8 protein-coding genes and 2 pseudogenes are annotated in these 14,945 nt (G+C 44.6%); 3 read left to right on the top strand and 7 right to left on the bottom strand.

What is annotated here, in order from left to right; genetic code table 11:
• Window positions 1-394 precede the first annotated feature (394 nt).
• The gene (locus ACEN82_RS21795; RefSeq protein ID WP_413318891.1) at window positions 395-3,958 is read left to right on the top strand and encodes a PKD domain-containing protein; all 3,564 of its coding nucleotides are present in this window, start codon (window positions 395-397) and stop codon (window positions 3,956-3,958) included.
• A gap of 115 nt (window positions 3,959-4,073) precedes the next feature.
• Here the strand turns inward: ACEN82_RS21795 and ACEN82_RS21800 are convergent.
• Window positions 4,074-4,189, bottom strand: a pseudogene (locus tag ACEN82_RS21800) (IS982 family transposase); the annotation flags it as partial.
• A gap of 54 nt (window positions 4,190-4,243) precedes the next feature.
• On the opposite strand from ACEN82_RS21800, the pseudogene ACEN82_RS21805 reads away from it, so the two are divergent.
• Window positions 4,244-4,489: pseudogene (locus tag ACEN82_RS21805) on the top strand (transposase); the annotation flags it as partial.
• A 141-nt stretch (window positions 4,490-4,630) separates the two neighbouring features.
• Window positions 4,631-4,969, top strand: a complete 339-nt coding sequence (locus ACEN82_RS21810) for an ABC transporter permease (protein WP_413318893.1) — start codon at window positions 4,631-4,633, stop codon at window positions 4,967-4,969.
• A gap of 222 nt (window positions 4,970-5,191) precedes the next feature.
• Here ACEN82_RS21810 and ACEN82_RS21815 read toward each other — a convergent pair whose 3' ends face one another.
• From ACEN82_RS21815 to ACEN82_RS21840, 6 genes are all read right to left on the bottom strand, one after another.
• On the bottom strand, window positions 5,192-6,409 hold the full coding sequence (locus tag ACEN82_RS21815) for a DUF4998 domain-containing protein (RefSeq protein ID WP_413318895.1): 1,218 nt from the start codon (window positions 6,407-6,409) through the stop codon (window positions 5,192-5,194).
• Between the two features lie 26 nt (window positions 6,410-6,435).
• Window positions 6,436-7,671, bottom strand: a complete 1,236-nt coding sequence (locus tag ACEN82_RS21820) for a DUF4959 domain-containing protein (protein ID WP_413318897.1) — start codon at window positions 7,669-7,671, stop codon at window positions 6,436-6,438.
• Between the two features lie 49 nt (window positions 7,672-7,720).
• Window positions 7,721-9,631: a RagB/SusD family nutrient uptake outer membrane protein gene (locus ACEN82_RS21825; protein ID WP_413318899.1), complete on the bottom strand. Its 1,911-nt coding sequence runs from the start codon at window positions 9,629-9,631 to the stop codon at window positions 7,721-7,723.
• 26 nt (window positions 9,632-9,657) lie between these two features.
• Window positions 9,658-12,936, bottom strand: a complete 3,279-nt coding sequence (locus ACEN82_RS21830; RefSeq protein ID WP_413318901.1) for a SusC/RagA family TonB-linked outer membrane protein — start codon at window positions 12,934-12,936, stop codon at window positions 9,658-9,660.
• 615 nt (window positions 12,937-13,551) lie between these two features.
• The gene (locus ACEN82_RS21835; RefSeq protein WP_413318903.1) at window positions 13,552-14,592 is read right to left on the bottom strand and encodes an aldose epimerase family protein; all 1,041 of its coding nucleotides are present in this window, start codon (window positions 14,590-14,592) and stop codon (window positions 13,552-13,554) included.
• A gap of 190 nt (window positions 14,593-14,782) precedes the next feature.
• Window positions 14,783-14,935, bottom strand: coding sequence for a hypothetical protein (locus ACEN82_RS21840; protein ID WP_413318905.1), 153 nt, complete (start codon window positions 14,933-14,935; stop codon window positions 14,783-14,785).
• Window positions 14,936-14,945: the final 10 nt, after the last annotated feature.

Below are 14,945 nucleotides of genomic sequence, written 5' to 3' on the forward strand. Positions count from 1 at the left end.
GTTAAAGCATACTTCCCCCCTTTCACTCGCAAACGTGACATCAACAGTGGTTCAGGGGAGCATCATTTTGAAGAAAATTCTATTTTGTCAGCAACAACTACAGGCCTGACAATAAATATCATTTTACTTCATTGTGATTTTGAACGCAAATGTAACAAGTATTGTTACAAAAAAGAATAAAAAAATTCATTAATGACAAATATTATTAACTTATTAATATTTTAATGCAAAAAACATTAATTTTAATACTTTTGCTGCACGTTAAGGCCTGTAACTTTATCCTTCTACAAATACGCCGGCATTTATTTTCACCGGAAGATTGAAAGACCGGGCACTTATCACATCCTCTGCCTGTAAAATGATTAAACTGCGTATGTACCACTAAGTTCATTTAATGAAGTCCTCCCGTTTCGCGACTGCTTTTTTTTGTGTCCTGTTCTGCATGGTTTTCAGGCAGGATGTACGGGGACAGCTAACTTCCAGTCTTGGCCGGGATTTCTGGGTAGCATTCCCGACGCATGTGCCGGATTTTGACGCACAGTTGAATACGCTTCCTGCCCAGCTCAGCATTTTCATTACCGGGGAAAAAGACTCCAGGGGACAAATTGTCGCAGGGAATTTTTCTGCGACCTTCCATGTGACCGCACATCAGGTGACAGAAATCAAGGTACCCCGGGAAAAGGCATACATCGATGAAGGTGAAGCGGGACAGGTGCTGCATAACAGGGCAGTCCATGTATCCGTAGACCCGGATATGCCAAAGGTAACCGTATACGCCCACATTTTTGCAGGCCAGCGTTCCGCTGCCACACTGGTGTTGCCACAGGAGGCGCTGGGCAGCAGCTATTTCAGCATGAATTATCCGGAGCACGATACAGAAGGTAAAAATTACATTACCGTGGTTGCAGCATCCCCCAACACGACTGTTTTTTTCAGGCGCGGTCCAAACATACTTGCCATCGCACAACTAACCGACGTCAACGATGTGTACGAGTACATGTCCGCCGAAGATCTCAGCGGCGTATCTGTCACCACAGACCCGGGTAGCGGGGATTGTCAGCGATTTGCGGCATTTAGCGGAAGCACTGGTGTTTATATCTCGCCGGCCGGCTGCAACCCTCATTCACTGGATCCCTTGTATCAACAGTGCCTGCCGACTGAAAGCTGGGGCAAGGAATACGGCTTTATACCCTTCAGTACGGCCAGTAGGGATATTGCCGCACCGGTCCGTACAGCAGGCCAACTGTTGCGGATCGTTGCCGGATCGCCCTATACAGAAATCAGTATTGATGGACAGCATGTAGCCTCACTTGGCCCCGGAGAATTTTATACTACGCCGCAACCGCTCAATAAGCCTGCGCATATCAGTGCAAACAATCCCGTCATGGTCGCCCAGTTTGCGTTATCGCAATCCTGCAGCAACACGGATGGTTCAAACAAAGGGTACAGCGATCCCGACATGGTGCTGCTGAACCCCATATCATTCAGCATAAAAGATATTACGATCTATTCTTCCGGGCGGGAAAAGATCAGTGAGCAATACGTCAATGTATTGCTCACTTCTGCAGCAGTTTCAAGCTTCAAAGTCAACGGGCGGGCCCCCACCGGGCAGTTCCGGCCAATGCCTACGCTTCCCGGATATTCTTATCTTCAGCTTCTGCTTCCCCAAAATATGGGCGGGACCTTCCGTCTTACAGCAACGGAAGGATTCAATGCTATCGCCTATGGGTTTGGCAATGTGGAATCCTATTCCTATTCTGCCGGCACCAACCTTGGAGCCCGGTACCAGTTGCAAGCTTATCGCATTTCTACCGGCGAAAAAATTGATTCAGCATGTGCGGATGATGATGACTACCAATTCAGGCTCACGCTCGCATTTAAGTCTCCGGAAATATCCTGGGTAACTGACGGCTATGGATTGGCCCTGGGCAACGCCGATCCTATTTACGGAGAACAGAACGGGGCGCAAACCTTTACCTATATTATGTCCAAGCCCCTCACTTACAACCAGCCGGGAGAACACAAATCGGTTATCACCGCGGATTATCCGGACGGGCACCATAATTGCGGTCTCGACAGGGATATCTTCAATGAAAGTTTCCGTGTAATTGCCCTGCCGGATGTGACATTCAAGCAGTCTAAGGATGATTGCGGCCTGGGCGTACAATTTACAGACCAGACGCCGGCACAGGGCACCGGTTCCAAATGGATGTGGGATTTCGGGGATCCGCAAAGCAATCAACAAAATACATCAGCCACACCATCTCCATTTCACCAGTATGGAGCACCGGGCAAATATGAAGTCAGCCTTACGGTCACAAATGCATCAGGATGCCAGGCCGTTAAAAAGCAGATGCTGGAAATCGGCCCCACTTTTACACCTGATTTCAAATGGTCCGCCGGTTCCTGTGAGGGGCATCCGGTTCAATTTTCGGATCAAAGCGCTACGGGACTGAACTTTGTTACAAGCAAACGTACCTGGGATTTTGGGGATGGGACAACCATCACTTCAACAGCGGCAGATATAAAGCATACGTACAAGCAACCCGGCGCCTACCTTGTTCAACTAACGCTGACCGGGAATTCCGGTTGCATGAGCGGCCCATTATCCAAAACGATCAACATCAACGCCCGGCCAAAAGTAAACTTCCTGTTGCCTGAAGTTTGCACAGCAGATGCTGCAGCGAAATTCAAGGCCGATGTGCCGGCGGAAAACAATATCGGCGGAACGCTGTCTTTTGCCTGGAGTTTTTCCGATCAAAACGCATCTCCTGCCAATCCCAATACCGCCTTTACGTCCATCGCTTCCCATCGCTTCACGGCCGTCGGCAAATATCTGATCGTCCTTACTGTTTCCAGCAGTACCGGCTGCGACACTACGATCAGCAGGGAACTAACGGTCAACAGCAGCGATCCTCTGGCCGCACTCGAGTTTAATGGAAACGGGGCATTTTGCAGTGGCACCCCTGTAATTTTAAGAAACGCCTCCACGCTTTCCGGTCCTGGCGAGATCACACGGCTCGTGCTATTTTTCGATAGCACACACTTTCCTGATGATTCCGTAGTTTATGCAAAACCTGAATACGGGCAGCTAATTCAACATATTTACCCCGAAAATTTCGGCAGCAGTGAGCAGTTTTATACGGTCAAATGTATCGCTTACAGCGGAACAAAATGTTTTTCAGTGTTCACAAGGAAAATCTCCGTCCTTCCCGCGCCCCGGCTTTATTTTAATGAAATCCAACCGGTATGTTCGACAGCTGCGGCTTTTAAAATTTCCCAGGCCGGTGAAACCCATCAACTGCAGGCAATGAACGTTTTTTTTACCGGAAACGGGGTTAGCGCCGACGGATTTTTCAACCCGGCGGCCGCAGGTACCGGCCGGCATATCATCACCTATCATTTTGTCAGTTTGGGCAATTGTGCCCAAACCATCTCACAGGTGATCCAGGTGCAGGCCCCGCCGGAAATAACAGCGCCATCCAGTATTACATTAACCGCGGGAAATTCGATAAAGCTAACACCTCAGTATTCCGGCGATGGGCTGACCTATCATTGGACTTCCAACAGGCAAATCGATATTTCGGAAAATCCTTTCCCCATCGTGTCCCCGCTGGAAACTACAGATTATACCGTGCTCATATCCAATGGTAATTGCAGCAGCCAGGCAACGATACATGTGGATGTCATTAGTCCACCCAAACCTGTTAATACCTTTACGCCAAATGGAGACGGCAATAACGACTTGTGGCTCATAGACAAGCTCGATGGTTACCCAGCTGCTGTTGTGTCAATCTTTAACCGTTATGGTGCGCTTTTATATCAATCAAAAGGAATATATAAACCCTGGGACGGTAAATACAACGGGCTGAACGTTCCCACTGGCACATATTACTATATCATCAAGCCGGGGCGCGGATTGAAAGACCTAACCGGTTATTTACTCTTGTTGAGGTAGTAATGGAATTTAGCAATAGGACAAAGCGAAGTCTACACTCTGAACAGCACGGATAGGCGTTTGGATTAATCTCGTTGTTATTTTAACGGGGCTATTAAATAACCCAAGATGTTAGTTATACAATTTTATTTGCGGTAAAAGCGAAGATGAATAAGGTGATTTCAGGAGCCATCCTATGAAAGTCACAGCATGAATTTTTATGAGAAAAACGCCTTTGATTTCACTTATGGAGGGTGTAAAATGAGCCGTGCCAAAGCGTAAAAAATACCTTTAACATTGTTTAGAATGAAGCAAGAACAATCGCTCGGGCATGAGCAAATGAAGAAGAAGGCCCTGGAGCAACTCCGCTAGCGCAAATCTCTTTACGGTAAGGACGGCGCTTTTGCGCCCTTACTTAAAAGTTTTTTGGATGCTGCATTGGAAGTAGAACTGGAAAACCATTTAGATGAGGCCGAATGCAGTTCGGGCAATCCCAAGAATGGTAAGACCACTAAAGATGTCCGTACCTCTGAAGGTACTATCTCTGTCAAACGTGCGGCGCGGACTCTTATTTCGACTGGGGCATTTACCTGGCTGGGGTGAACCCGGCTGAAGCGATCGACCAGCAGAACCTGTCCGTTCGTTTATACCTTCATGAATGAGCGGATATAAAGCACCTATGAGACCGATATTGTGCTGTCACAGATTATTAATTCATTTACGCTGATCGCGATCCTGATCTCCTGCCTGGGCTTGTTTGGCTTAACTGCTTTCAGTGCCGAACAGCGCATCAAGGAGATCGGCGTCCGCAGAGTGCTCGGCGCAAGCGTTAGCAGCATTGTACAGCTGTTGGGCAAGGACTTTCTGAAATTGGTCGCTATAGCCTTTGTGATCGCTGCGCCGTTGGCCTGGCTGGCCATGCGCTCCTGGCTTCAGAGTTTCGTGTACCGGGTAGCGATCAGTTGGTGGATGTTCGCGCTGTCGGCAGTTGCTGCCTTATTTATCGCTTTGCTAGTAGCTTACCGGACTTAAGATGCTTATGCAGACAAGCTTGTTTATCAGTTATCTCCAATTCAGGGTCATCACCAATCTGCATGTGAAACCGTATGCGTACCATAAAAAAAACCGGCAACAAATTCGCTACCGGCTTAAACAATTTACGAAACATGTGAACGAATTACTTAATCTTAGTTACGAGACAATTATCTCATAATGAGACAAACGGTAACGCTCAAATCGGTTATAGAGGTTAATCTACTTTTCGTTCCAGAAAGTAAATTCACTAATATTACTATAATTACTATCGTTTGAGGTAACATGCTTAATGCGTACACGAATATACCTAACCGACGGTACCGCGTCGAAATCGAATTTCTGCGCGTTTTGGCCATCATCGGTTCTGCGTATATCCTTCAATAGAGTCCACCCTTTAGCGATCATCTCCGCCTGCCAGCCGCTATCGCGCGGAGATAGGCTTGTTTCTGCGCCTGTAATATCTGCTATCCCCCAAATTTCAAACTGGTCGGGATTGTTACAGCAGTTGCGCCCGGTTTCTTCTACCGATGTAAGCTTCCTATATACTTTGCCCATATCAAAAGTTATGGCATGTGGCATACCGTGGCTGCCATCACTATGAAATATATCCGGGTAACCCTGTGGCCCAACAGTTCCGTCCCACAATTTCCGTACTGTGGTATTGTAGTCGTAGACACCGGCATCGCCTGGTAAAGGATTTTCCTTAAACAAGGACTTATCGCATACGGCAATATATCTGATCGTTGGGAAAGTGGCTTTCTCAAGCGTTGTAAATACATCCGCCGCGTTGGTGGCTGGCACATACGATGACTGGTATTTTACAACCGTGCCAAATTTGAAATCGGCCAGGTTTATCACATTGTCTTTTGCCAAAAGCGGAACCGTTTTTGTGCCGCTGTTATTAGTAGTGTACTCTATAGTCGTGGAAACGTTGCCCGCATCAGCTTTAACGAAATTTAAATCTACCGAACCATCCGGCCGTACCATATACGGATTTGCTATATCATAACCACGGTTAAGTAGTGTAGACTGGTAAACCGGCCCGTAAACGCGTACATTATTCAGATCCTGACCTACAGAGGTGCCGCCACTGTTATCATGCGCTACTATACGGAAGCTGTATACATACTCCTTGAGGCCGGGGATAGATACTGTAATGGAGTCGGCGGGGCTATGGCTTGTGGCATCGACTCTTAATGAATCTTTACCGTTATTCCAGGTGATGACATAATTTTTGATGCTTGGATCGGGACTGGGGTGCCAAACTAACACCGCACGTAAATTGCCTGGACGATATCCCACGCCGGTTGCCAGGCCCGGGTAAGTTACTTCTTTATTATTTAAAAATCTCTTATAATCATCAGCATACTTTTTGCATCCATTTATTATTACAAATAGGATAGATAAGATAACTATAACACGGAAAATATTTCTCATTGCGTTAATTTATTAGTTAAAACTTATTATTTAGGATCTCCAAACAATGTAATCTCTTTCGCATTGACATAGTCGAGCCCTGCCCAAGTTTGGGTACACTGGAAACGGATATACTTAGCCTTTGGAGCAGTGCTTGGCATTTTAAAATCGACACCTGCCGCGCCGTAAGCTATATCAGCCGCATTAGCATTACCTGGAGGCAGGCCCGACGGAGGGTTTGGATAAACAAAATTGCCCATGTTAACCCAATCGCCCAGTACGGTACCAACAGGCGTTATTGTAGCAGGCCATGACGGGTAATCTGCCGGGTTATCTTTCAACGATCCCCAGATCGTGAACTGCCTGGTATTTTGATAACCGTAAATGTCTGGCAACCTATTATACAGCCTTACGCGGCTAATTTTTGCGGTAACGCCTAAGCCAAATGACCCGATTTTCAATGGATTACTTAAGGTATGCCAGCCTGGGTCGCCCAAGTTGTCATCAAAAAAGTACTTGAAGTCCCAGCCGTAACCAATAGGGCTATCAGTTGGTAAGTGATAGGTAAAGAACTTCTTTTTATCCAATGCAACCTCAAACAAAGGCGTCAAGGTTTTAAAAACTGTATCAGAAACATTGCCGAACCTATCGGTAACAAAAACTCCAAACTTTTGAGGCACCGCAGGGAAACCGAGAGCGGAAACATTAATAGTATCGCCAGTTAAATAAGTAGGTTCCTGTTCGTCGTATTTATTAGTGATCGTATTATAGGTAATAACATGTACTGCTACCGGCACCTTGTTAGGGTTAAATCCAAAAAAGTTAGCACCTCCGAAATCGGGCGTGATAGTCAAATTTGAATTGATGTATAGGTAATTCGGGGTGGCAGGCTTTACTGTTACAGTAACAGGATCAGACATTACGTTGGCCCTGCTTACCGCATACAAAGTCACCGTGTATTCTTTAGCCCTTGCAAAACCGTCAACTATAATGGTATCGGTATAATAGCTGGCTTTTGTTTCCCTTGTTCTGGTATCATTTATGTTGTAGCGGGCTAAAACATATAACAGGTTTTTCTCATTGGGTAAGGTATAGGTCAGGCGGGCCGCACCATTAAGGTTCTCCACCTTAACATTGGTCACCGGACCCGGTTTAGTCTGATCGGTTGATACTACCTGGATGTTAGACTCCGCTTTCTTGCATGCTGGCGAAACCAGCACGATAAGCAATACCGAGGCCAGCATAAAGTATGCTAAGTAACTGCTTTTAAATATCTTCTTCATAATTTAAATTTTAAATTTTCAATGCAAACACTTTATTATCAGCTAGCTGCTACCAGTACGGATTTTGTACAAGATTTTCATTTATAATAATGTCCTGCGTTGCGATAGGGAACAAATAATCCTTCACACCAAATACAGGGATAAGGACGGTGTTTGGTCGGTAATACGCTGCAGAGTTGCCCTCGTTGATGTTCCAGCCTTGCAGTGGTTTGCTTAACACTTCCTGCAATTCTTTCCACCTGCGCAGGTCCCAGCCAATTTGGCCTTCAAATGCCAACTCTATTCTTCTTTCCTGGTGAATGATCTGACGCAAGCCGTCTTTACCTGCGGCTTTGCCCGGATTGGTAGAATAAGCCGTCCATGAAGCTTGTACGCCCTGCAAGCCAGCCCTGGCACGCACCATATCAATATACTTATATACTTCTGCTGATGGCCCTTCGGCCTCGTTCAGGGCTTCAGCATATAAAAGATATAGGCCTGATAGCCGGATGATAGGTAGCTGGAAGTTTACCACATCAAAGGTTTTGTCCATTACAGTTTGGTAGTTTGCCAGTTTTTTTGGCCAAATACCGGTAATGTTAGTGGAATTAGAGCTTTTGGGGCCAGCCGTCGCGAAAATACCCCGCGCTTGCACATAAGGGGCATCACTTTCGTTAACCTTTCCATTGCCGAACCAAACGCTACCATCAAATGCTAAACTGGCGTAATAACGGGGTTCTCGGCCCAAGTTAACCTGCGCAGTTTCGTAGCCTTGCTTTATATAATGTTTATTGGCATCGTCACCTGCTTTTGGAGTAAAGCGGCCGGCATAATCGAAGGTTTTATCTTCGTTAATAGGCACCCCCTGTTTGGTGTAAAACAGCTCGGCTTCTGCAATTGGCACCGCCCAGTTTGATGGATAAGTATTAGCCATACTAACAGCATCACTGGTTAACTTAGGGATAACAAATCCCTGGTAACCAAAGCCATAGTTTAGCGCCCATATGAGTTCCGGGTTTTGCTCCCACTTGCCAGTTACCGATGATTGTAGGGTTAAAAGTTGCTTTACCTCATCAGATGCGCTGTTTACGGCGGTTGTTGGCGGCGTGGTGTTTAAATGCAGTCCCCTTGCTTCACACTCAGTTATCGCTGCCTTCGCCGCGTCTGCCGCTGCCTTCCATTTGGTTCCATCATAACTTGCCGAGAAAAGTGATTTGCCGCTTCGGTCCTTAATTCCAGCATAATCGGGGTTGCCATTAAACAATGGACTGGCAGCTGTGGCCAACACCTCAGCCTTGACAGACATGGCAATGAACCTTGTAATACGGCCAAACTCCTTGGTTTGATTCTCTATGGTGAGCGGTAAATCAGGGATCGCGGCATCCAGTTGTGATACTACATAAGCAAACGACTCGTCTATAGATGAGCGCTTCCTTTTTAAAGAATCTGCCGGTGCATCTATCGGGAAACTCTTATCTATGATAATCACCGGCCCATACATGCGGATCAGATAATAATGATAGAAAGCTTTCAGGAATTTCACCTCGGCAATCCACCGTTTTTTTTCCGGCTCAGTCAGGTCAATCGGCTTATCAATATTTTCCAACATGGTATTACACCTTCTTAAACCTTGAAAGATATTGACATTGCCAACACTTCCGCCCCAGTAATTTAAGACCGGTGAGCCGGTGCTTTGTACGCCCCTGATAAGGTTGAATCCGCTTTGATCAAAAAAGTTGGCGGTTAGATTATTAGGGTAAATAATTTCTGCCGACGTGGTAAACCCTGCATTGTAAATTACATTGTTTAATTGCTGCATGGTAGAGTAACAGCTGAAGAGATAACTCTCCGCCTCGTTACGGTTTCTAAAAGCATAATCAAGGGTACCCACGTTATCCGGAGCTACGTCCAGGTATTTTTTGCATGACACGCCGGTCATGCAAAAAAAGGCCATCAGTATATATTTATAATATGATCTCATGTCTTCTTTGTTTTAATTTGTTAGGGTTATAAATTAACATTAAGGCCAACATTAAATACCTTTTGAATAGGGTAAGCAAACCCGTTGCCGCCCTGCTCCGGATCCCACATTTTAAAAGGGCTCCAGGTTAACAAATTCAAGCCGTTAAAATAAATCCTCATATTGCTGAGCTTTAATGATTTTGATAGGCGGGTAGGTAACGTATAGCCTATTTCCAATGATTTTAGCCTTAGAAAGCTTGCATCGCGCAGCCACCAGGTACTCGGCTGCAAGTTATTTTCAATACCTGCCTTTGTAGTGCCCAACCTTGGGTAGGCCGCATACAGGTCCTGGTTTTCTTCACTCCAATGGCTATTGGCAAATTCCTGCAAAACCTGGGTGTTCCCATACACATAAGCATCCGGGCTCGGAATGAACGGGCTCACACGGGTAGGGTCGACAAAGAAAGATACTCTTGCTTGACCCTGAAAGAAGGCCGACAGATCGAAACCTTTATAGCCGGTGGAGAAACCGAAGCCGTAGACAATTTCCGGCGTCTGCGGATAACCCATAAAGGTTAAGTCGAGGTTATCTATTTTGCCGTCTCCGTTTAAGTCGCGGTATTTAATGTCCCCGCCTTTCGGTGCAATTCCCGTTCCGCTAAATATCTGAGACGGGGAATTCTTGGCCTCCTGATCATCAACGAACAAACGCTCGGCAACGTAACCATAACCGCGGCTAATGGGCTGGCCTATAAAGTGACGCCATGGTTCGTTGAAATTGGGCTCTTCGATATAGGTATATTTATTAGTGGAGTAGGTAAAGTTCCCCCTAAAGGACGTCCACAAACCGTTGCTGAAATTTTGCTTGTAATCTGCAGACAGATCCACACCCTTCGAATCCACCACACCTAAGTTGGAACTGATAGCCGACTCGAAACCCTCGCTTGAAGGCACCAACCTTTGCCGTAAAATATCGTACCGATGATTTTTATACAGTTCGGCTATCACGTTTAAATTTTTCAATATGGTAAACTCAACCGCTAAGTTGGTTTGCCTTGAGGTTTCCCAGGTGATATTATTGTTCTCGTAGCTATTAATGAAAACGCCCTTACGCTCGTAAGAGTTATTAAAACCGAATTGCGCATAGTTAGGGCCGTTAACAAAATTCACATCCGACAGGTAAAAGAAGCGCTGCTGGCCAATGGCATCATTTCCCACTAAACCATAGCTGGCGCGAATCTTTAACCGCTGGATGATATTCGCGTTCCAGAAACTTTCGTTTGACACCACCCACGAACCGCCTATAGTTGGAAAGAAACCGTAACGGTGGGCGGCATTGAAACGCTCGGAGCCATTATAGCCAAAGTTACCTTCTATAAAGTACTTGCTTTTGTATCCATAGGTCAATCGCCCGGCCAGGCCAAGGTTTCTGAACGGCAAAGAGTATTGTAAAGTGGTTGTATTTGTTTTAGGATCCTTTTGGCTCGAATAAACAGTTTGCTGTACCGTACCGATCAACGTTGCGTTGATATTGTGGTCGCCCAGTTGTTTATTATAATCCATAGCACTTTGCAGATACAAAAAGGTATCTGCGTTTGGTTCGTTTTTACTGTATGACAGATATTCCTGCGCCACGTTATTTCCGGTAGGCTGCGGATTAAGCCAGGTGAGGGTATATTGGTCTGTCACCTTATCATAGGAGCCGATGTTGTAATAAAAAGGGCTATAAGCTAATTGCGAATCGAAATACGAGTGCCTGTTAGTGTTAAACAGCGTCCGGAATTTTAATCCGTCGGTTAAAAAGGAAAGATTTTGGTTTAACTCCAGTTGGGCCGACATCCTCGACTCCGAAAAATTTTTATGCCCGCGTAAAAGAGCTGCGTAAGGGTTATTGTACAAGATATTATTGCTGCTCGTGCCATCTGCCTGGCCTACGTTACCAAACAATATGTGCTGAGCGTTTTGGTTGGCTGCATCGGCTGGGTAAAAAGCGGGAAAAAGTACCGGGCTGGTATGAACTGCAATGTTATACAGGTCAGACGCGAAGGAGCCATCACTGGTAATAGGCCCGGAATATTCATTAAAAGTACCGGATAATCTAACAACAACCTCGGTGCTTTTGGTTAACGACAAGTTTATATTGGAGCGTAACTGGTAGTTTTTAAAGCTTACGTTGTTATTGTTATTATTGCGAACATCTGTTTTTAAAACACCGTTATCCTGGTTATAAGTACCAGTAATGTAATACCGCGCCAAGCCGGTGCCGCCGCTAACGCTCAAGTTATTGCGTTGCGTTGTTGCACGCTTATTGAACAACAGTTTAAGCCAGTCTACAGCTGGGTAAACATATGGATTGGCACCGGGGCCACCATTTATAGTATTTTGGGTGTTAACTATTTTACTTTGCGGAAAAGGCAAAGGCAATGTAGGGTCGCGGGTAAGCGACGCCTCGTTATACAAGTTCATATATTCAATAGGGCCAACTATTTGTGGCGTTTGCGTAGCTTGCGAGGAAGAAAATTCCGTTCTGAAATTAATCTTGGCAGGGCCTTCTTTGCCTTCCTTAGTACTTACAAGTATAACACCGTTGGCACCTCGTGCGCCATAAAGAGCGGTAGCACTTGCATCCTTTAGTATAGAGAAACTGGCAATATCATCAACCTGTAAGCGAGCAAGATCTGATGTTGTTAACTCCACATTGTCTATTAAAATGAGCGGGTCTTGCTTGTAGCCAAAAGTGGTTACACCACGCACAAAAAACGACGCATTATCCTGCCCCGGCTGACCGCTTCGCTGATAAGAGATTATACCAGCGGCCTGTCCCGCGAGCGCTGCCGTTAAATTGCTGGCAGGAATTTTCAATTCGCTTGGCTTAATGCTGGTTACCGACCCAACTAAAGCCTCTTTACGTTCTTTTTTACCGAAAGCAGTTACAACAACTTCATCAAGCTGACCTTTAATCTCCGATAACCGCACGTTAAGTACCTTATTGGATTGCGATATGGTAAATGTTTGAGCTATAAAGCCTACGAACGAAACTCTAAGCGCAGCCCCATCTTCCACATCAATTATAAACCTGCCGTTATTATCGGTTTGTGTACCTACTTTGCTATTATTAACAACGGCAACCGTTACGCCAGGTAAGGTCACTCCAGCAGTATCTGTAACTCTACCAGTAACAGTAATTTTTGCGGTTTGGGCAAACGCGGTGCCTAAAAAAAAGGAAAATCCAACAAAAAGCATAAGGCAAAGACGCTTGTAACTTTTACGCTGCTCGTTTTGCATTGGAATACCCGTATCATCAAAATTGTAGAATTTGTTCATAAAATTTTGTACATAAAATTCATTTTTAAATCAATCATTGGCTACTGGATGCGTGCTGATAGTACGGGTACTGCTTTGCTTTTTTTAAAGCAATACACCGCCATAGCCCAGGATGACCTGAACTGCACAAATTGGTGGCGAAAGGCAACAATTTTAGCTACGTCGATGGAAATATTACCATCTAGGGGTACGTCAGTTGCCTTTTTTCTGAAAAGGAAAGAGTCGAGGTTTTACATAATTTTTGTATTTAGTTAATAATTGGTTATGTAAATGTATAGTGCCGAACTTGATAAAAAAATGGATTAATTTTCAAAATAGATAGACAATTTTCTGATTCTACTCATTTTTGCTGCCTTCCTAAATGTTTAACTGAATCAGCACATCAAAAGTTATGTGATTCTACTGCGAAGTGTGTAATCTGGCGCCAATGCTGTACAAACTCGATTATTTGTGCAACACTCGCAAAATCAGAATACCCTAAAAAATGCAATACCGCGCCAGGGAGTTAAATAGACAATTTTATGATTTATATCTGTCTAAGATAAAACCTACTTGTTAAAACATCGACACTGAAACCCAGGAGTAAAATTGCCCGGAAAAGAAATAATATATATCTTAATTCAAGATTCCGAACTTGTAGATGATAGTTTCGTTATACACCTCGCCAGGAGCTAACTCAGCAGAAGGGAACAGTGGATGATTTGGGCTGTCCGGATAGAATTGGCATTCCAGGCATAAGCCGTCGAAGGGTTCATAAGGGCGCTGAAAATTTCCATTGCGGTTACTTACGAGATAATCACCTGTATAAAATACTACAGCTGGGTAACTTGTATATACGTTCAACGTTCTGCCCGAGGTATACTCTGTTAATCTAGCGGCGGGTTTAAGCCCTTCGTCTACATGGTTCAAAATGTAGCAATCATTAAATCCTACAGTTACATTGTCATTTACTATTATCTTATTTTTGATACGTTGTCCGGTAAGCTTACGATCAATTACTGGCTTTATCATTCCATCAGGTATATAACTCTTATTGACACATAGCATTTTATCGGCGAATATTTCAATACCATGCCCTAACACACTATCGCTTTTTCCTGACAAATTGAAATAAGCATGATTTGTGAAATTTGCCACAGTTTTTTTATCGGATGTGGCTTGAAAGTTGATAAACAGTTCATTTTCATCCGTAAAACGATAAGTTACTTTTAAAATAAGATTACCTGGAAACCCTCCGTCACCATCTGCACTATGGAGGGTGAAAGATATTGTGTCGTCATGCAACTCGAAATCAAATACGCGGGTATTATAAGCCGTATTACCCCCATGGTTGGTATTAAAGCCATCGTTGGCCTGTAATTGGTAAACAGAACCATCCAATTCAAATTTGGCTCCGCTTATCCTGTTTGCAAAACGACCGATAGTAGCACCAAGGTAACAGGTATCGTTCACATAATCGTTTAGTGACCGGTATCCTAGCACCACATTTTCATATTCACCGTTTTTATCGGCAACTACTATTGAAACTATTGTAGCCCCGTAATTGCTAAGCTCAACATAAGCGCCGGCTGCATTTTTTAGCCTAAAAAGATAAACCGGATTGCCATCATGGTCTCCCCATTTACTGTACAGTATAGATGCGGGGCTCTGAATCATGGTAGTTTGTTTAAAGTCCAAGATAAGATATAAGTTTTTAACTAAACAATGGGCTGAATATTTAGCCCATTGCATACGAGACATTTCCTGGAAATGAATATTGTATTGGTTTTTATTTTTTAATTAACCGCTGTGGGCTGGGTGACCCCGGTTTTGGAGGTACTCACAGCAGGATCGCAACCAACCGTCATCAGGAAATCCCCGAGTAAGTCTTCTTACCGTTTATAAGTGTTGACGAACCTGGGTACAGGTTGATCTCTTTTAGGCTGTAACGTTTGGCAGGATCTAATCCCTTCAATTTTATAGGTAGCCTGTTACCTTGACCATATCGGTTATTAACCAAATAATTAAAT

The sequence above is a fragment of the Mucilaginibacter sp. Mucisp73 genome, assembly GCF_059491465.1.

Excerpts from the sequence above, each read along its gene's own strand:
- ACEN82_RS21835 (WP_413318903.1), bottom strand. The coding sequence starts at position 14,592 with ATGATTCAGAGCCCCGCATCTATACTGTACAGTAAATGGGGAGACCAT.
- ACEN82_RS21820 (WP_413318897.1), bottom strand. The coding sequence starts at position 7,671 with ATGAAGAAGATATTTAAAAGCAGTTACTTAGCATACTTTATGCTGGCC.
- ACEN82_RS21795 (WP_413318891.1), top strand. The coding sequence starts at position 395 with ATGAAGTCCTCCCGTTTCGCGACTGCTTTTTTTTGTGTCCTGTTCTGC.
- ACEN82_RS21830 (WP_413318901.1), bottom strand. The coding sequence starts at position 12,936 with ATGAACAAATTCTACAATTTTGATGATACGGGTATTCCAATGCAAAAC.
- ACEN82_RS21825 (WP_413318899.1), bottom strand. The coding sequence starts at position 9,631 with ATGAGATCATATTATAAATATATACTGATGGCCTTTTTTTGCATGACC.
- ACEN82_RS21815 (WP_413318895.1), bottom strand. The coding sequence starts at position 6,409 with ATGAGAAATATTTTCCGTGTTATAGTTATCTTATCTATCCTATTTGTA.